The organism is Wolbachia endosymbiont (group B) of Rhopobota naevana, from assembly GCF_947250615.1.
In the GTDB taxonomy this organism is placed as follows: domain Bacteria; phylum Pseudomonadota; class Alphaproteobacteria; order Rickettsiales; family Anaplasmataceae; genus Wolbachia.
Map to the genome: position 1 here is coordinate 1,247,730 of NZ_OX366333.1, position 18,200 is coordinate 1,265,929.

An 18,200-nucleotide genomic window follows, 5' to 3' on the forward strand; every position below is an offset into this window, starting at 1 on the left:
TATAGCAAATCTTAAAATGCCTTGCTGTTTTTCCTTATAGACATTCAGCTTACCTTGTACATTAGTCTATCTGGATGACATTTTACTTTTTCTAGAATATAATAATTCCCTAGAAATTACCCTACTCAATTCTATTGTACCTTGTTTAACATTGAAACATGAGTCTGGAATCTAGAAATTTTTTAAGAACAAAAGTTATTCTAAGTTTTTGTTGGTAAGAAAAACTGGATTACAGCTCCATGCACTGGAATGATATCTAGGTCTAAAGTCTACATAAAAATCGTTTACAATCGGCGTTCAATGTGATAAGTTGAAAGCAGTTTATTCCTCGGTAGCTCAGTGGTAGAGCAGTTGGCTGTTAACCAATTGGTCGCTGGTTCGAATCCGGCCCGGGGAGCACTATTTTATACAATCTGTACATTTCACTTTTAGCACAAAATTCACTACCTTTTTTTTGTCTCTTAAACAGACAAAACGTGTGAAGTTATATAGTTTTAAGGCCTTTACTGTCAAAATGCAAAGATGTCTGCGCTTCACTTAGCTTGCTATCTGGCTCCTCTCCTATTTTTCTTTTATTACATTTCCTTTTTAATTGAGGAAGGACATTTTTTGGCAATGTTTCATCAATACTGCAATAATTGTAAATGAGCGAAGTAAGACGCACCAAATTTCCACTCGCCAAAGTCTGTACATCTCTGTAATTAATGCTGTTATCATATACTTTAAGTGTAATAAGATTTTTAAGATTTCCACTTGCTAAAGCCTCTGCACCTTCATTACTGATTTCATTCCATCCTAAACTCAGTAAAGTAAGCTTTTGAAGGTTTCCACTTGCTAAAGCTTTTGCCCCCCTATCGCTAATTTTATTATCATATAATTTAAGCTCAGTAAGACTTGTAAGATTTCCACTGGCTAAAGCCTCTACACCTTCATCACCAATTTCGTTTCCTCCTAAATCAAGCGAAGTAAGATTTATAAGATTCCCGCTTGCTAAAATCTTTGCACCTTCTGTACCAACATAACTGCAACTTAGATCAAGTGAAGTAAGATGAGAAAGCTGAGCTAATTCTTTTATAACCTCATAATTAATTTTTGAACATCGTAAAATAAGTCTTGTAATGTTTGTATTGTTTTTTAAAAAGTTTACTAATCTATCAACATTAATTATAGCACCTGATGTTGCTAAAGTATTATCCTTTACATATTGACTATAACTCATTTGACCTCACTATTAAAGCTATGCAAGTGTTTTAGTAAACACTTCAGCAACTGTCAATCACTTTGATAAAATATTTTATGAAAAACTTCATATACCATTGCCTCCAAGCAGCTTTTTCTATCTCTTATTTTAACACAAAAGTTGTGAGAAGAGTTTGTTTTTGGTACCATTGAGGGTTTCGATGTTAACTTTTATATGAACTTTAAATCAGTCGTTTTATGTATACTAGATGGCTGGGGTAATGGAATAGAAAATAGTAAATACAATGCTATTAGCAATTCAAATCCACCTTGTTGGCAACATATTAGCTCTAATTATCCAAAGTGCAGTTTATCTGCCTGTGGAACTGATGTTGGATTACCAGAAGGCCAAATAGGCAATTCAGAAGTTGGTCACATGAATATTGGTAGCGGTAGAGTGGTAATGCAAAGCCTTCAGCGTATTAATCAAGCAATCGAAACGATAGAAAATAATGCAAATCTACAGAATTTTATTAATGATCTAAAAAGTAAGAATGGCATATGCCATATAATGGGATTGATATCAGATGGCGGTGTTCATTCGCATCAAAAGCACATTTCAGCTTTAGCAAACAAGATATCACAGCGCGGAATTAAAGTTGTAATACACGCATTTTTAGATGGCAGAGACACACTGCTAAATTCAGGGAAAAGATGCATTCAAGAATTTACAGAAAGCATAAAGGAAAATGATATAAGAATCGCCACTGTCTCTGGGCGTTATTATGCTATGGACCGTGATAATAGGTGGGAAAGAACAATTGAAGCTTATGAAGCCATCGCATTTGCAAAGGCGCCTCGTTATGATGATGCAGTATCGCTTATTGATGAAAATTACCAAAATAATATAACCGATGAATTTATCAGGCCCGCAATAATAGGAGATTATCAAGGTATAAAACCAGAAGATGGATTGCTATTGGCTAACTTTCGTGCTGATCGAATGATACAATTGGCAAGTATTTGTCTTGGTAAAGCAGGCTATACTGAAGTGGCAAAATTCTCTTCAATTTTAAGTATGATGCAATATAAAGCGAACTTAAAAATCCCTTATCTCTTTCCTCCTGAATCTTTTGCCAACACTTTGGGACAGATAATAGAAGACAATAAATTACGGCAACTGCGCATTGCAGAAACTGAGAAATATGCGCATGTGACTTTCTTTTTTAATTGTGGAAGAGAAGAACCTTTTTCTGGTGAAGAAAGAATACTCATTCCTTCACCAAAAGTTAAAACTTATGACCTGCAGCCTGAAATGTCAGCCTTTGAGCTCACAGAAGAGCTTGTAAAAAAAATTCATTCTCAAGAATTTGCGCTGATAGTTGTAAACTACGCTAACCCTGATATGGTGGGACACACAGGTAATATAAAAGCAGCCGAGCAAGCTGTGCTCGCTGTAGATGATTGCCTTGCAAAAGTACTCAGCGTTGTCAAAGAAGTGGGTAATACTGCACTCATTGTTACAGCAGACCATGGTAATGTGGAATGTATGTTCGATGAAGAAAATAATACACCTCACACACCTCACACTTTAAATAAAGTGCCATTTATTATATCTTGTGACAATTTAAAACTAAGAGATGGAAAATTATCTGATATTGCTCCTACTATTTTACAGCTACTTGGGCTCAAAAAGCCAAACGAGATGACAGGTAGTTCGTTAGTGCGTTCCATGTTGCTATAACTCTATTGTTAAGGGTTGAGGAAATAAAACACTGTGTATAGAAGATAGCATATCTATTTGCTGCTCTAAATGATCATGCTCAGCTTCCACATTAGAGTACCGAATATTATTCTTCCCTACATATACAGATAAAGAACCATCATCTTCAACTGCTTTGTTATTTTGCAATACTATATTAAAAATTTCTTTCTGTTTTAAAGCATCGAACCAATCTTCAACTGTCGTATAGAAAAACTCACCCGTTCCACTTTCCGGACACACTTCTGGAGAAATCTTTAGCACATCATGAGAAAGTGGTGGAGAAAAATAGCTCTTGAATGAGTAGCTGGGAGAATTGTAGTTATTGTGCAGAGCGATAACGTGATCTTGACCAGGAAGTAAAAAATCTAAAATTCTTTCTGCAAAGTTTCTAACAGCTCTCAAAGCATCTTCTGAAACACTGCCAAACTCTCTTAAGCTAGCTTCTGCACCTACATCATCAAACATGCGATTGGGATCGAATTCATACCGCTCACCATTTAAGTAAAATTCTACATTACGCGGAGTACCATCACCATGAGTAATGTATAGCATTCTTCCACCAAACTGCTGGAGTATATGCTCACCAGCCCCTTTTGAAGTTACTTCATTTTGATGCACATTAATAAAATTGATCCCACTTGTATCGCTACTTTTAATAAAAAGCTTAACCGTGGTATCACCCAACGCTAGATCATATTCTTTAGTGTCGATGTTTGACATTCCGCTGCTATCAATAATCAAAGCAAAAAATAGTACAAATTTTACTTTATGTTAGTTATAAGCTTTTATTTTTAAATTTTTTGCTGTCAACATTAATGATTCATCAAAGAAGCTATTAATATCACCAATACTATCTATATTTTTCACACTGATAGATTGGTCAATTCTTTTAACTAGATTAGATAAAACTTTGTTAGGGCCAACTTCAACAAACTTATTAGTGCCATGGCTTATCATATATAAAACCATCTCTCTCCATCTTACTCTACTTACAACTTGCTTAGCGAGCAAAGCTCTTATGATCTCTGGATCACTTTCTTCCTTAGCTGTAACGTTTGATACAAAAGGAATCGAAGGGCGAGTTATGTTGATGCTTTTTAAAAATTCCAGAAGTTTTTCATCAGCAGGTTTCATAAAAGATGAGTGAAAAGGCCCACTAACTTGTAATTTTATCATTTTCTTGACACTTGAGTTTTTGAATAAATCAGGTAAGACCTCAAGAGCCTCTGCAGTACCACTCACCACTACCTGCCCACCACCATTATCGTTTGCAATTTCACAATCAATTTGAGCTGATTTTAATATACCTTCTACTTCACTTATTTCTGCTCCAAGTAGAGCAAACATTCCACCTTTGCATTTTAGTGAAGCTTCATGCATTGCTTCGCTACGAACTTTTAGCAATTTGACCGCAGACTCAAGCGTCAATGCCCCTGCAGCACACAGCGCTGTATACTCGCCAACTGAATGCCCACAAACATACTGAACGCTGTAAAGAGATTCACCAAATACGTGCTTCATAACACGTAGCGTTGCAATTGACACCGCCATTATAGCTGGCTGAGCGTTTTCCGTGATGGTTAATTTCTCAATAGGGCCATTGAAAATCAAATGAGACAGCCTTCTACCCAATATGTCATCTACTTCATCAAATACGTTCCTTGCAACTGAAAATTCATCATATAAACTCTTTCCCATTCCTACAAATTGGGAGCCCTGACCAGGAAAAGCAAAAATCATAAAAAATTTTTCATTCTTCATTGAGAATACTACTTTATTTATTTTTTGTCAATATTTCACAATAATGATTGACCAAATGAACCAGATTCACTAAAATCTTAGCTGGTAAGAAATTTGTAAGAACAATGGCAGAAATCGATTATCACAAAGTTACTATAGTTATGACAGATGGTCAAGAGTTTGAAACTTATTCCACTTATGGAAAAGAAGGTCAAAGAATAAAGCTTGATAGAGATCCTCTTACTCATCCTGCATGGACTGGAAGTTTGACAAGCGGTTCAGGGGAGAAGAATAGTAAAATAGCTAAGTTTAATGATAAATACGGGAGTCTTTTTTAGTTCCTCCCCTCTTTATTTAACATGTATAAATATAAAAATGTAGGCTATATTGCTTCTTCGCTACCCAAGCCTCAGGAAGTATCTAAACTACTACAGAAACTCAATTTTATCAATATAGCAGAAGCAGGTAAGCATGAAGTTGATCTGCTGATAGTTGTTGGTGGCGATGGTTTTATGCTACGCACCCTACACAACTACGTCATAGGAAATAAAGATATACATGTGTATGGAATAAATACCGGTAACGTCGGATTTTTGATGAATAAATGCTTTGAAGATCTAATTGATCATATAGAACATGCAGTTCCTACTCAGCTAACTTTACTAAAAATGGAAGCCACAGACATAAGTGGCAAAAAACACCATTACATCGCAGTAAATGAAGTGTATGTCTTTAGAAATGCAAATCAAATAGTGGAGATGAATATTACCATTAATGATAAGCTAAAAGTAGAAAAATTCAGAGGAGATGGAATTATATTGTCTACCCCAACAGGTAGCACTGCATATAACTTCTCTGCCGGTGGGCCAATCTTACCACTTAATTCAAATTTACTTGCACTGACTTCCATCAATAGCTACTACCCAAGGCGTTGGAATGGAGCGTTAATCTCAAATGATACAATAGTGCAAATTGATATCAACGACGTGGAAAATCGTCCAGCACTTGTAGTATCAGATTACAAGGAATTTCACGACATATCGCAGGTAAAAATACAGAAAGATCACGAAAATACAGTCACTCTACTTTTTGACAAAGATTGCCCTTTGAATGAAAGGATCTTTGATCAGCAGTTCTTATACTAATATTTATTCTTAAATTAGTATTCACTATATCTTAATAACTATAGCGTAATCAACATAACATTGTAATTAATTTTGGAGCGAATATGCCTGGATCAGGAAATAAAGATAACGTCACACTGGTTTCTCATACAACGGTGAGTGAAAATAGTGCAGCAACTTCACCAACACCAGCACCTAGAAACACAGCGTTACAAACAAATTCGGCTAGCGAATCAAGTTCTGATGAAGAAAGGCAAAAAGAATCGAATGTTGCAAATACAGAAACTATTTATGCATCCATAGAGCCAAATACAAAATCTTCAAAAAAGAGTTCAGATAGTGTATCAGCTAGCAGATCATCTTCTCCTCTACCATCATATCAAACAGACGGCTCTGAAAATTCTTTGCTTGGAGATAATAAAAAAACAAACAGATTTTTACAGAAAGTAAAATATACGATGCAAAAGAAGAAAGTTACAATGCCTTTCGTAGGTCTTATTACGGCATGTTGTATTACGTCAATCGTTTTAGCTGTGAAGCAAAGAGAATTCATTGGATTCATCGGCAGCATAAATCCTGTTACTATATTTGGCGGAGTATTAGCGTCTTGTTTAGCCTTGGGAATTATGTGGGAATTTATGCAAGCAGTACGTACTAAGGAGCACAAGATCACAAAAAGAGATACTCAAGAAGTTTTAGATGAGATATCAAATACACTTTCAAAAGACGAGGAATGCATCAAATCTTTGGTATTAAAATATAGCAACGGTAATCGTGTTTACTTTACGTTTCACTCTCTTCCAGAAAAAGCAAAAAGTAATCCGAACATCGTAGAACTTACAGGCCAGCCAATCTATTACAAGAGTAAAGTAAATTCATTAATCAATGATAGAATATGGCTTCCTATCTTAGGAACAGTTCTTATTACTGGAAACATAACCTTCCCTTTAGCACTTTATTCAACAGGTGGTTTGAGCAACATAGTAAGTTCATACACAAATCCTACTATTTACTGGCCAATCGTTGCAATTTCAGGCACTCTACTGCTTTTCACTTTAGCTTGCACAATTCATCATTGGAGCAAAACTGATTTTAAAGATTACTTGTTATTAGATACAAAAGATGCTAATAGTGAAAATCCTAATGAAACAGCTATTAAAACTGTAAAAAGCAGTCAAGAAAAGATTAGTTCAAAATTGTTACAAGTAGTTGCTGAACGATGTGGCCATCCAGATATTACTTATATTATTAATTAAATCTGGCTCGTACTTCTTTTTATCGCTATTCCAGTACTGTAACTACAACGTTTTGAAGATTTACACTTGCTAAGACCTTGCTATTTTGATAGCTTGAGATGATGACAAGGAAGGGGTTTGTTTATGAAAAAAGGTTTAATATTTATATCTTTAGTAGCGGCTTTATTGATAGTCGTTAATTTTTTATATAAAAATAGCGGAATTGATGATTCACAAGTAGTAAACGTTTATTCATCACGTAAAGAAGAATTAGTACATAGTTTGTTTGATGATTTTACAAAAACCACTGGCATCAAGGTACGTTATATCATTGACGATTATTCCCAATTGCTTTCACGCATGGAAAATGGTGGTGAAGCTGATTTGTTTTTAACTGCAGATGCAGTGAATTTGATTTTAGCCAAAAAAAGAGGGCTCTTATCTCAAGTGGATTCAGAGACTCTAAAAAATGCCATACCTGCAAAATTTAGAGATAATGAAGATTATTGGTTTGGTCTCACAAAAAGAGCTAGAATATTGGTTTACAATAAAGAATCAGTAGATCCTAAGGAATTAAGTACCTATGAAGATTTAGCGAATGAAAAATGGAAAGGGAAAATATTAGTACGCTCTTCCACAAGTCCATATAACCGATCATTGATCGCTTTTATGATTGCAAAAAATGGTTTTGAAAAAACAAAAGAATGGGTGAGTGGAATTGTAAGCAACATGGCAAGAAAACCAAGCGGTGGTGACACAGATCAAATTTATGCTGTAGCCGCTGGTGAAGGCAATGTTGCAATAGTAAATAGCTACTACTTTGCAAGAATCCTTTCATCAGAAAATAAAAAGAATATCACAGAAAAGTTAGGAGCTTTCTTTCCGAGTGATGGTGTAATGGTGAATATTAGTGGTGCAGCAGTAACAAAAAACGCAAAACACAGAGAAAATGCCATAGCTTTATTGGAGTTTTTTGTAAGCAAACAGGCTCAAGAGCTATATGCTAAAAAAAATCAAGAATATCCTATTGTTGAAGGTATTGAAACTTCTGATGTGTTAAAATCTTGGGGAAATTACCTACAAAGTACTCTGCCTATAAGTGAGCTTGAGAAGCATCTCTTTGAGGCTGTTATGATAGCAGATGAATGTAAGTGGAAATAAAATTTTATAGCTTCCTTCTACTTTACTTTACAGTTGTGTAATTGAAATTAAGAAAGTAGAATAAGCTCAAAAAAGGAGCTATGGACAAGAGAAGGAATTTATTAAATATCTCAGACCTCACAATCGGTGATGTAGAAAATATAACTAAATTAGCCAACCAATACCTTGAAGAAAAAGTTGAAAATAGTCATGTTCTGAAAAATAAAATAGTCATAAACCTATTCTTTGAAGATTCAACACGTACGCTCGCATCTTTTGAAATAGCAGCAAAAAGCCTTGGAGCAAATGTTATAACTTTACCAATAAAATCTTCTTCTATTAACAAAGGGGAAGATCTAAAAGATATGATAAAAACACTAAATGCAATGAATCCTGACTATATGATAATCAGGCATAAAAGTAGTGGTATTATTAATACATTGGCAAAGCATGTCAACTGCTCGCTAATCAACGCAGGCGATGGAAGCAGTGAACACCCAACTCAAGCTCTTGCAGATTATCTCGTAATTATCAGTCATAAAAAGCAAATAAAAAACCTCAAAATTGTGATATGTGGAGATATTTTGCACAGTAGAGTTGCAAGATCAAATATAAGATTGCTAAAAATGTTTGGAGCAAAAATAAGCTTAGTTGCACCACCAGCTTTGATGTGTAAACATTTTTCTGAAGTAGATTCACTTCACTACTCACTAACTGAAGGTATAAAGGATGCTGACGTAATTATGCTTTTAAGGTTGCAAAAAGAGCGCATGAATAATAATTATTCAGAAAAAGAATATTTTCACTTGTATGGACTTGATGCACAAAAACTATCGCACGCAAAACCAGATGCAATTGTTATGCACCCAGGACCAACAAATAGAGGTATCGAAATTAGCAATGATATAGCAGATTGTGTTATTTTACAGCAAGTAAAGTTTGGATTAGCAACGCGTAAGGCAGTACTGCACTATTTAATAAATGTTTAAGTTAAAAATTAATGTTTAAGGAATTTTAGACATAATGACCCTCCTATAAAGAAAAGATTTAGAAAAATATAACACACCTTATGACAGAAATTAAGCGTACGTGTACGCACTGAAGTAGACTGTGCTATATTTTTTATTGAGAAATTAATTGAAAAGTCTGCAGACTTGAATAAGGTGGATTTCGAGCTCTAAAATACCCTCATTTTTACTGAAAATAATCAACTTACCAAATGTGTCAAGTATTTTTTTGCATTTAATTTACAACTACGAACGTTTATTTGCAAAAAATACTATAAACATAAAATGATAGATGTCATAAAAGTAGCCAGTACTGGCATCCAGTTAAATTTGTGAGTTAAAAGTTATGCTAAAATATAACGTTTCTAATGATGATGGAAAATGGATCCCAGTGTCGGAGCACTGGGATGACATTGTTTAGTACGCAAATTACCACAATGTTCATACAGCTGTATACTGATTTCTTTAATGTCCGTACAGTTGTATGTCAGCTACTCGAATGACAATTTCAGATAAAACCTAGATAAAAGAGAAAAATAAATTTTTACATAATCATACTTGTACAATAACTAAAGCACTTTTTACTGTAGATTAATCATTTGATTATAGTATCATTTTAATTAAGCCTATATTTGCAATGTTTATGAAATATAAAGCATTCTTCATACTATTAATTGTTATATCTAACCTGCTTGCTGCAGAACAGCCTGAAGAAAATAAAAATGAAAGCAGTATAAATCAAGAAGACGTATCGAAAAGCAACACTGATGCTGAAAAAACTTCTCCGCTTCTGAGCGAACTCAAAGAAATCACAGACCCAACAAATGTAATCAATAAAGAAGTACCTTCAAGTAATCAAACAAACCTACAGTCTGAAGAGGAGACTAATATAAAAGATACCAAAGCTCTAACAAGTCCTTTATCAGAAGAAAAAAAAGAAGAACCTGAAGAGAAGAAAATCAGTCACAATAATCAAACAAACCTACAGCCTGAAGAGGAGATTAGCAAAAAAGACACCGAACTTTCAACAAGCCAATTAACAGAGAAAAAGAAAGAAGAACAGCCTGACAATATAACACCTGTGAACAAAGAAAATGAAGAAAGCGAAAAATGGACAAAGCTAAACAAAGAAATAAAAAAACATAAAAGCAAGTCTATATATAAAAGACAATATGATAGCCTAAATGAGCACCTTCCTAAAACTATATTTACTGATGATTACAGTAAGCAATTTTTTTACTGCATCAAGAAGGGCAACTTAATTTGTCTAAGAGGAGTAATAAATAAGCTAGAAAAAATTGGATTAACAATTCAAGAAATACTAAGATTTAGAAATAAATTGGGTGATACTCCTCTAATTTATGCAGTGAAACAAGGTCAAATAGACACAGTTCGCTTTCTCTTATTACAAGGTGCTGATCCTAGAGTAGTTGATAATAATTTTAAGTCCCCTATTGAAATAGCAATCGAAAGGAATCAGATCAACATAATAAACGCAATTGCCGAAATGATGCCATACCTTTTAGAGGATAAAGAAATAAACAATCAAGAAAACTCAGAGATGTATAACTTTGCTATAAAAACAAAAGAAAACACGTGTGATGCAAAAGATAATTAGACTTTTGATATTAATTTTAGTTGGTCATTTATGCTATGGAGATGATGCAATCAATGATTTTTTAAGCGCTCTGCATGATGTAAAATACGTATCTTACAATACAAAAGATTTTGCTAAATTTTTAGTACAGTGTAATAAAGCCAGCATACCACAAGATTTTAAGAAAGGTTTTGGTCCTAATTTAAATGGTGCTAATTTTAGTCAATTGTATTTAAGCAAATCTATTTTTGATGGAGTAAGTTTAATTGGTGCCGATTTTTCTAACACCGATTTATCAGATGTGTCTTTTATCGATGTTGATTTACGTGGTGCCAATTTTTCCAATGCTAATTTACATGGCGTTAAAATAAAAGGCACAAATTTAAGTTTTTCAAAATTTGCTTCTACAAATTTAACAGATATCATATTTGATCAGTCTAATATCAGTTATGCTGATTTTATCAATTCTAATCTCAACAAAGTAAGTATGCGTAATATAATTGGTTTGCATACCAAGTTTTTGAATGTAAAAATGAATTTCTCCAATTTATCAAACTCAAGTGCCAGCTACATCAATTTTAGTGATAGTGAAATAAACGACACTGTTATGCAGAAAAATAATTTCGACAACGCAAGTTTCTTTGGAGTGGATGCACATAAGCTCAAGGTACAATTTTCTTCATTAAAAAATGCTAACATATATGGTGCAGAAATAAAAAAATCGGATTTTACAGGTAGCAATCTTTCAAACGCCTATTTTAATTCTTCCATTATAGTCAACAGTAATTTCGAAAAAGCCAATTTAAGAAATTCACAAATTTCCTATGTGAAAGGGGATAATTCAAACTTCATTAAATCTATACTAAATGGTTCCAAGATAAAACATGCATATGTTTTCGAAGCAGACCTTCAGGATGCTGACTTATCTAATATTGATTTTAGTTTTAGTGAATTGTATAAAGTTAACGCCTATGATGCTAACATTTGTCACGGAAAGTTTCATAATACTAAAGTTGTGAATTCTGACATGAATGGTTCGTTCTTTGACCATTCATTGTTTACCTCTGCAAAAATAGAAGATTCAGATCTTTCCACAACTTCAATGTATAAGACAAAAATTAAAGACTCTCAAATTTATAATAGTACTCTTTCCCACCATAATATGGATTCGAGTGAGATAGAAAATTCAATATTCTTCAAATTATTAGCTGATAATTCGAGCTGGTCTAAGTCAAAAGTCACTAATTCAAACTTTATTGAAAGTGATTTCAAATCCTCCGTGTTTTATGATAATGCCTTTAGAAAGACTAGTTTTTTTCTTAGCAATTTGAGTAATTCAACAGTGAGTGATGTCTCTTTCCTCTCTTCAAGCATATATAAAAGTTCAATTGCTGATATTCATTTAACAGATTGCAAATTTGATAATTCAATTTTGATTGACAATCAAGGACAGACAAAAATTACAAATCTAGAGAATGCCATAACTTCAATTAAAGATCTGCAAGAGAAAATATCGCAGGGCAAAAAATTTGATGTAAATTATTCTTACTTTGAGTTTAAGGATATGAATTTAAAAAATGCTAATTTTTCTAATTCAATATTAAGTAGAGCAAAGTTTGTAAACGTTAATTTGAATAAGGCAAATCTTGAAAAAGCCGATTTACGTTATACTGTCTTTGATAATTCCTCTCTTATTGATGCCAATTTATCAAATTCTAATTTAGAGGGCTCTAGTCTTTTAAACTTTGATTCAAAAAATACAAAGTCTTAAAAAAGCTCTATAATGTACTTGTTAAATAAAGAAAAATGACCGTAAAAAATGAGGGCATACTACTGATTCTATCCTCTCCTTCTGGAGCTGGAAAAACTACTATATCAGAAAAATTACTTGAGCAATCAACTGATTTAGTTATGTCTGTTTCTATGACTACACGCAAACCTCGTCCCGGTGAAGTAAACGGAAAAGACTATTTTTTCGTTACTGAAGAAAAGTTTCACGAACTATGTAAGGCTGGTCAAATGCTTGAATATGCCAAAGTTTTTGAGAATTTTTACGGTATACCAAAAGATTTTATAGAACAAAACCTGAGCAGTGGAATAAGTGTTTTACTGAATATAGATTGGCAAGGAGCATTTCATTTGTTTGAAATCTTAAGAGAAAAAGTTGTAAGTGTTTTTATACTACCTCCCTCAATGGAAGAGCTTAGACTGCGTCTACAAAGGCGTAATAGTGATGATGAAATTGAAATAGAGCGTAGATTAGCCGAAGCGCAAAAAGAGATAAGTAAAAGTAATAAATATGATTACGTAATAATTAATGATGATCTTGATAAAAGCGTAGAAGAGATAAAATCAATACTAAGTAAAGGAATGCTTAAAAAATTAGAAGAAAAATCAAGTTTGAAAGATCTATAAAAACATTGGTTTGTCTCTTTCAGAGCACTCATGCTTCACAGTTTAGCCACATTTATTATTTTTTAAGATAAAATAGTTAAAATAGTAGACAAGTGCTAAAGTGGGGATTTGACTATGACAATAGATTTTCTAATAGAAACTAGTTTTCTGCCTTTTCACCTATATTTCGATAACATCTAGCTCAATTTAAAAGTTTAATACAATTCGTTAACGCCAAATAGCTTTTAATATTGAGGTTTTAATATGAGTATAGATCTAAGTGTATCAGTTACTAATGCAAACAAACTAGATAAACATATAAACAAAAATGAAAAACAAGATAAAAAAGACAAGCAATTGTATAATATTATAGAGAGAAAGGTAAAAAAAGAAAAAAATCAGCATGAAAAACCAGGAAGTCGAGATGGAACACTCAAGGAATGTAAAAGGTTATTTAAGGAAGGCGCTAGTCCTGAAGTATTAACTAAATTAGAAGAATCGCTTAGAGAACAGGAAAAATATCACAGATATTATGTCCAATGTTTCCTTCCAGTGCTAGGTGAAGTAATAGAACGATCGAAAAGAATATCAAATGAAACAAAAAAACAAGTAATTTCTGAAGTCACTAAAAGTTGTTTTAGTAGGCACAGCGAACAAGACAGTGGCTACGGTAGCGATTTTGAAGATGAAATAAACGGAATATCAGATTCTGATAGCGATTTTGAAGATGGAATAAACGGAATATCGGATTCTGATAATGACGTTCAATTACTAAATGCAATCCAAAATGGAAACAACAGGAAATTTAGAAAATACCTAAAAGATTGCACAAATGTCAGTGACATAACAGATGAAAAAGGAAATAATATTTTACACCTTATTGCATCGCTCAAAAAGAAACAAAAGCTTAAGTTTCTAGATACCTTGATAAAAATAGCTAACGAGAAAAATTTAGTACAACTTGTTGATAGTGAAAATCAAGAAGGAAAGACTCCTTTTCAGGTAGCACTAATTAACAAGATAAAAAAAGGGAAACATGATTCTCACACAATCCAAGATAACGATAACACACTTAAGTTTCTTGTAAAATTGTTAAAGTATAGAGCCAAGCTAAGCTTACCTACAGAGGATTTAGAAAAATTATCTAAAAAGCAAAATGAATACTATCTTAAATTTTTAGAAAAATTGGCTGAGCGAAAACCAGAAATAAAAACAAAAGTTGAAGAAGTTATAGCCCATACCATAAATACTCCAGATAGTAATGATAATTATCAACTACATTTAGCAATTAAAGATAATGATAAAGAACGTTTTGAAGAGTTATTGCAAAAAGGGGCAGATATTAGCCTGAAAGATACAGATGGTAATAATGCTTTACATCTAATAGTTTTAGAATTAAAGCAAAAACGAAAGTTTGAATTTTCAAATATAATATTAAATGTAAGTAAGGAGGAAGAAAAAGAGTATCTTAAAGCACAGTTTAAAAAAGCTATAAATGCTGAAAATACAGCAAAACAAACACCTCTACATCAGTTATTCCAGCATATAAAAGAAAAAAATGAGAATCGATCATGTACAGATAAAAAATTTGAAAAAACAAATAGATATAAAGCCTTAGAGTTATTTCTCCAAAATGGCGCTGATATCACTGCTCAAGATAAAGAGGGTAATAATATTCTGCATCACATTGCTTCGCTAAAAGGAGAACAAAAGGTTGCATGTTTGGAGTTGATTTCCAGTTTAGTAAAAGAAAAAGAAATATCTGAAGATCAGTTGGGTAAGGCCATAAAGGCCATTAACGAAGAAGGACAAACACCGCTACAAGTATCACTAACAAAAAAAGCAGAAAAAGGCAACCACCTTTCGCAAATGAAAACAATTTTTGATCTAGGGAAAAAGTACGACAATACAACAAAGTTTTGTGCAAAGCTGCTAGAAATAGGTGCTGATTCCCGTTCTCTGAAACTAAAAGATCGAGAATTTCATACTGAAAAATATTATTGCACTTTACGTAATTTAGAAAATTACTCAAAAACTCCACAAGAAGGAAAGGTAAAAGCTAAAGAACTAAGGAAAAAACTTGAAAAAAAATATAACGTTAGAACTTTTTCAAAAAAATGTCAGCATATTCTACACAAAACAGGAGATGGCCTAAAAGCTGCATGGAAATGCATTGATCCGGGCAGGAGAGCTAGTGTATTGTTAGCAATCACAGTAGCAACTACTATTATTACAATGGTAACACTTTCTTGCTTCCAAGGACAAATTGCAATTGGAGCAGCGTTACCCATCATAGCTATAACAGGAGTGGTGTGTCTGATATTCACTTTGGAACTTAGCGGCATTAGGAAGTCTGTTAAGGAATTAACCAACGATAAGCAAAGCCGTAAAGATGATCACCTAGCTGCAAAACAACCTGAAAATATTACTGAACAACAAAATTTAGCTAACAACTCAGCAGAGCAAGAAGTACAAAGATCGTCAAATCAATCGGAGCATAAAGAAAGCCCAGCTACTCAAATGAACTATGTATCAATACTACGTCAATTTATAAATAAACCAGATGGGTTAACTAATAAATTCTCTTTTCCGGGGCGATGAAATCAATCTCATCGCTCAGAGTTTTTTCAGCAACTTTTTTATAGTCAATTTCTACACTGACTTGGCTTTTCTCTTCTTTAAGCCATGCCATAGTATGTTTCATCCAATTTTTATCATCACGCTCGGGAAAATCTTCACGAGCATGAGCACCCCTGCTTTCCTCGCGATTAGCTGCGCATTCCATGGTAATAACTGCTTGTGGAATCATATTGGCAAGCTCCAGCGCTTCAACCAAATCACTATTCCATATCATACTGCGATCTTCAACTGCAATGTTAGGCATCATTTTTGCTACTTCTTTTATAGCTTTTTTACCTTCCTCTAAAACTTCAGCAACACGGAATACCGATGCATATTTCTGCATAGTGTGCTGCATTTCACTTCGTATTTTTGCTACTTTGAACTCTCCAGAAGCAAATCGCATTTTATTAAATCTATCTACTATCAAGTCTGTGCAGTCTGAATGCAATTTTTTATGTGGTGTATCAGGTTTCAATTTTTCTTTTGCCCTAAGCGCGGCAGCTCTACCAAAAACCACAAGATCAAGAAGCGAGTTAGAGCCAAGTCGATTTGCACCATGTACAGAAACACATGCCGCTTCTCCAATTGCAAACAATCCATCCACTACTTCTTCCTTACCTTCCTTCAGTGTTATCACTTCTCCATGATAGTTGGTTGGAATACCGCCCATGTTGTAGTGAACAGTTGGAATAACAGGTATCGGATCTTTAGTAACATCAACTCCTGCAAAGGTCTTTGCTGTTTCACTAATACCTGGCAATCTGAGCTTTATTACTTCCGGATCAAGATGAGCTATATTCAAGTACATGTGATCTTTCTTTGGCCCAACTCCCCTTCCCTCTCTAATTTCAATTGTCATTGCTCGACTTACTACATCACGAGAAGCCAAATCTTTTGCCTTTGGCGCATAACGTTCCATAAACTTCTCACCCTGAGAATTAACGAGGTACCCACCTTCACCGCGGCATCCTTCCGTCATCAAGCACCCTGAGCCATATATTCCTGTTGGATGAAATTGCACAAACTCCATATCTTCAAGTGGCAACCCAGCTCTTACCACCATGCCATTACCATCACCTGTGCAGGTGTGTGCACTTGTTGCAGAAAAATAAACACGTCCATAACCACCTGTTGCTATTACCACAGAATGTGCACGAAATCTATGCAACGTACCATCACACAGCGACCAAGCTATCACCCCACAGCATGTCCCTTTGTCCATAATCAAATCGATTACAAAATATTCGACAAAAAATTCAGCGTTAAATTTAAGACATTGCTGATATAGAGTATGAAGAATTGCATGCCCAGTTTTATCTGCTGCTGCACAAGTACGCTGAGCCGATTTTCCTTTACCAAAGTGAGTTGTCATTCCACCAAAGGCACGCTGATATATTTTTCCATCTTCCGTACGAGAAAAGGGTACACCAAAATTTTCAAGTTCAATCACAGCTTTGGCAGCATTTTTACACATATACTCTATTGCATCTTGATCGCCAAGCCAGTCTGAACCTTTTATTGTATCATATGCATGCCAGCGCCAGTCATCTTCAGCAATATTACTCAAAGCTGCACTAATTCCTCCTTGCGCTGCAACTGTATGACTTCGTGTAGGGAAAATTTTAGAAATGCAGGCAACTGAAAAATTAGTTGCAGCCATTCCAAGTGTTGCTCTAAGCCCTGCTCCACCTGCACCTACTATCACCACATCATACTCATGCTCTATGATTTCATACGCTGACTTATCCATATCCACTTATTTTATCATCACAGGCTTATAATATCACAGAAGTAGAAAAAATCTATACAAGTTTTCTGGATGTAAGCTTCTGAAACAAATCTATAGTAAACGATGTAATAACAATCATAGGGCGTCATGAAAGTAGCTGAAATTGGAATGACACTATCATAAAGGAATAAGTGTAGTTATTTGCATAACATTGATGACTTATGCCTATTTAATTAGATCTAAAATTAGATAGAAAAAGGTAATCTTGATAAAACTCATTTACAACAAGTTCTCTCGCACTTGAATTTTCCGTTTGCACTTTTTTGTATCCTAATTTATGGCTTATTGAATCTTTATATGCACTAACTGCTTTATATATCTTACTTACCTCTCCTGGAAAGATACCACCAACAATTATAACGCATAACCCTGCAACTGTTGCAAAAGCTAGAGTTAAACTTTGCCTCCAGTTAGCTTTTTTTTCTTGTATACCAGCAGGGCACAATTCACTTGACATTTCTTTTAGATACTCATGCCACATGTGATTGCAGTTTGTACATTTCACTTTTCTTCCAGATTCACCTATTTGCCCACGAGATACTAAGTAAGTTTTAGTACAATTATGACATTGTATTTTCATAGTGCTTACGTATAAAATAATATAAATT

The 18,200-nt window shown here is 34.0% G+C and carries 15 protein-coding genes and 1 tRNA gene; 11 read left to right on the forward strand and 5 right to left on the reverse strand.

All coding sequences use genetic code 11. The features are described 5' to 3' along the window. Nucleotides 1-325 precede the first annotated feature (325 nt). Nucleotides 326-397, forward strand: a tRNA-Asn gene (locus OOL01_RS05970). Between the two features lie 87 nt (nucleotides 398-484). Here the strand turns inward: OOL01_RS05970 and OOL01_RS05975 are convergent. Further along, the gene (locus OOL01_RS05975; RefSeq protein WP_264686572.1) at nucleotides 485-1,219 is read right to left on the reverse strand and encodes a leucine-rich repeat domain-containing protein; all 735 of its coding nucleotides are present in this window, start codon (nucleotides 1,217-1,219) and stop codon (nucleotides 485-487) included. 195 nt (nucleotides 1,220-1,414) lie between these two features. Between OOL01_RS05975 and gpmI the strand changes: the two genes are divergently transcribed. Beyond that, nucleotides 1,415-2,923, forward strand: a complete 1,509-nt coding sequence (gene gpmI / locus OOL01_RS05980) for a 2,3-bisphosphoglycerate-independent phosphoglycerate mutase (protein WP_264686573.1) — start codon at nucleotides 1,415-1,417, stop codon at nucleotides 2,921-2,923. Here the strand turns inward: gpmI and OOL01_RS05985 are convergent. Together OOL01_RS05985 and fabD are read right to left on the reverse strand one after the other, a co-directional pair. After that, nucleotides 2,918-3,664 (reverse strand): hypothetical protein, encoded by a 747-nt coding sequence (locus tag OOL01_RS05985; protein WP_007302088.1) that lies wholly within the window; start codon nucleotides 3,662-3,664, stop codon nucleotides 2,918-2,920. The genes gpmI and OOL01_RS05985 overlap by 6 nt on opposite strands. Before the next feature lie 51 nt (nucleotides 3,665-3,715). Further along, nucleotides 3,716-4,684, reverse strand: coding sequence for an ACP S-malonyltransferase (gene fabD, locus OOL01_RS05990; protein WP_264687260.1), 969 nt, complete (start codon nucleotides 4,682-4,684; stop codon nucleotides 3,716-3,718). A gap of 125 nt (nucleotides 4,685-4,809) precedes the next feature. On the opposite strand from fabD, the gene rpmE reads away from it, so the two are divergent. From rpmE to OOL01_RS06035, 9 genes are all read left to right on the forward strand, one after another. Next, on the forward strand, nucleotides 4,810-5,022 hold the full coding sequence (gene rpmE / locus OOL01_RS05995; RefSeq protein ID WP_264686574.1) for a 50S ribosomal protein L31: 213 nt from the start codon (nucleotides 4,810-4,812) through the stop codon (nucleotides 5,020-5,022). 21 nt (nucleotides 5,023-5,043) lie between these two features. Continuing rightward, nucleotides 5,044-5,829, forward strand: a complete 786-nt coding sequence (locus OOL01_RS06000) for an NAD kinase (RefSeq protein ID WP_064085640.1) — start codon at nucleotides 5,044-5,046, stop codon at nucleotides 5,827-5,829. A gap of 83 nt (nucleotides 5,830-5,912) precedes the next feature. Next, nucleotides 5,913-7,064 (forward strand): hypothetical protein, encoded by a 1,152-nt coding sequence (locus tag OOL01_RS06005; protein WP_264686575.1) that lies wholly within the window; start codon nucleotides 5,913-5,915, stop codon nucleotides 7,062-7,064. 123 nt (nucleotides 7,065-7,187) lie between these two features. Continuing rightward, nucleotides 7,188-8,204: a Fe(3+) ABC transporter substrate-binding protein gene (locus OOL01_RS06010; RefSeq protein ID WP_007302093.1), complete on the forward strand. Its 1,017-nt coding sequence runs from the start codon at nucleotides 7,188-7,190 to the stop codon at nucleotides 8,202-8,204. An 80-nt stretch (nucleotides 8,205-8,284) separates the two neighbouring features. Continuing rightward, complete coding sequence (locus OOL01_RS06015; protein ID WP_264686576.1) at nucleotides 8,285-9,172, forward strand: aspartate carbamoyltransferase catalytic subunit; 888 nt, start codon at nucleotides 8,285-8,287, stop codon at nucleotides 9,170-9,172. Nucleotides 9,173-9,833: 661 nt separating this feature from the next. After that, nucleotides 9,834-10,808, forward strand: a complete 975-nt coding sequence (locus OOL01_RS06020; protein ID WP_264686577.1) for an ankyrin repeat domain-containing protein — start codon at nucleotides 9,834-9,836, stop codon at nucleotides 10,806-10,808. After that, nucleotides 10,792-12,558, forward strand: a complete 1,767-nt coding sequence (locus tag OOL01_RS06025) for a pentapeptide repeat-containing protein (protein WP_264687261.1) — start codon at nucleotides 10,792-10,794, stop codon at nucleotides 12,556-12,558. Before OOL01_RS06020 ends, OOL01_RS06025 begins: the two co-directional genes overlap by 17 nt. Before the next feature lie 35 nt (nucleotides 12,559-12,593). Continuing rightward, on the forward strand, nucleotides 12,594-13,202 hold the full coding sequence (gmk, locus tag OOL01_RS06030) for a guanylate kinase (protein WP_010406904.1): 609 nt from the start codon (nucleotides 12,594-12,596) through the stop codon (nucleotides 13,200-13,202). Between the two features lie 243 nt (nucleotides 13,203-13,445). Then, a complete protein-coding gene (locus OOL01_RS06035; protein ID WP_264686578.1) occupies nucleotides 13,446-15,782 on the forward strand; it encodes an ankyrin repeat domain-containing protein in 2,337 nt (778 codons plus the stop codon). Here the strand turns inward: OOL01_RS06035 and sdhA are convergent. Then, nucleotides 15,754-17,553: a succinate dehydrogenase flavoprotein subunit gene (gene sdhA / locus OOL01_RS06040; RefSeq protein WP_264683083.1), complete on the reverse strand. Its 1,800-nt coding sequence runs from the start codon at nucleotides 17,551-17,553 to the stop codon at nucleotides 15,754-15,756. The genes OOL01_RS06035 and sdhA overlap by 29 nt on opposite strands. Nucleotides 17,554-17,761: 208 nt before the next feature. Then, complete coding sequence (locus tag OOL01_RS06045; RefSeq protein ID WP_010406912.1) at nucleotides 17,762-18,172, reverse strand: zinc-ribbon domain-containing protein; 411 nt, start codon at nucleotides 18,170-18,172, stop codon at nucleotides 17,762-17,764. Between the last annotated feature and the right edge of the window lie 28 nt (nucleotides 18,173-18,200).

Coding starts and splice junctions, on each gene's coding strand:
- OOL01_RS06025 (WP_264687261.1), top strand. CDS start 10,792: ATGCAAAAGATAATTAGACTTTTGATATTAATTTTAGTTGGTCATTTA.
- OOL01_RS05975 (WP_264686572.1), bottom strand. CDS start 1,219: ATGAGTTATAGTCAATATGTAAAGGATAATACTTTAGCAACATCAGGT.
- OOL01_RS05985 (WP_007302088.1), bottom strand. CDS start 3,664: ATGTCAAACATCGACACTAAAGAATATGATCTAGCGTTGGGTGATACC.
- gpmI (WP_264686573.1), top strand. CDS start 1,415: ATGAACTTTAAATCAGTCGTTTTATGTATACTAGATGGCTGGGGTAAT.
- OOL01_RS06010 (WP_007302093.1), top strand. CDS start 7,188: ATGAAAAAAGGTTTAATATTTATATCTTTAGTAGCGGCTTTATTGATA.
- rpmE (WP_264686574.1), top strand. CDS start 4,810: ATGGCAGAAATCGATTATCACAAAGTTACTATAGTTATGACAGATGGT.
- OOL01_RS06035 (WP_264686578.1), top strand. CDS start 13,446: ATGAGTATAGATCTAAGTGTATCAGTTACTAATGCAAACAAACTAGAT.
- OOL01_RS06005 (WP_264686575.1), top strand. CDS start 5,913: ATGCCTGGATCAGGAAATAAAGATAACGTCACACTGGTTTCTCATACA.
- OOL01_RS06000 (WP_064085640.1), top strand. CDS start 5,044: ATGTATAAATATAAAAATGTAGGCTATATTGCTTCTTCGCTACCCAAG.
- OOL01_RS06015 (WP_264686576.1), top strand. CDS start 8,285: ATGGACAAGAGAAGGAATTTATTAAATATCTCAGACCTCACAATCGGT.
- sdhA (WP_264683083.1), bottom strand. CDS start 17,553: ATGGATAAGTCAGCGTATGAAATCATAGAGCATGAGTATGATGTGGTG.
- OOL01_RS06020 (WP_264686577.1), top strand. CDS start 9,834: ATGAAATATAAAGCATTCTTCATACTATTAATTGTTATATCTAACCTG.
- gmk (WP_010406904.1), top strand. CDS start 12,594: ATGACCGTAAAAAATGAGGGCATACTACTGATTCTATCCTCTCCTTCT.
- OOL01_RS06045 (WP_010406912.1), bottom strand. CDS start 18,172: ATGAAAATACAATGTCATAATTGTACTAAAACTTACTTAGTATCTCGT.
- fabD (WP_264687260.1), bottom strand. CDS start 4,684: ATGATTTTTGCTTTTCCTGGTCAGGGCTCCCAATTTGTAGGAATGGGA.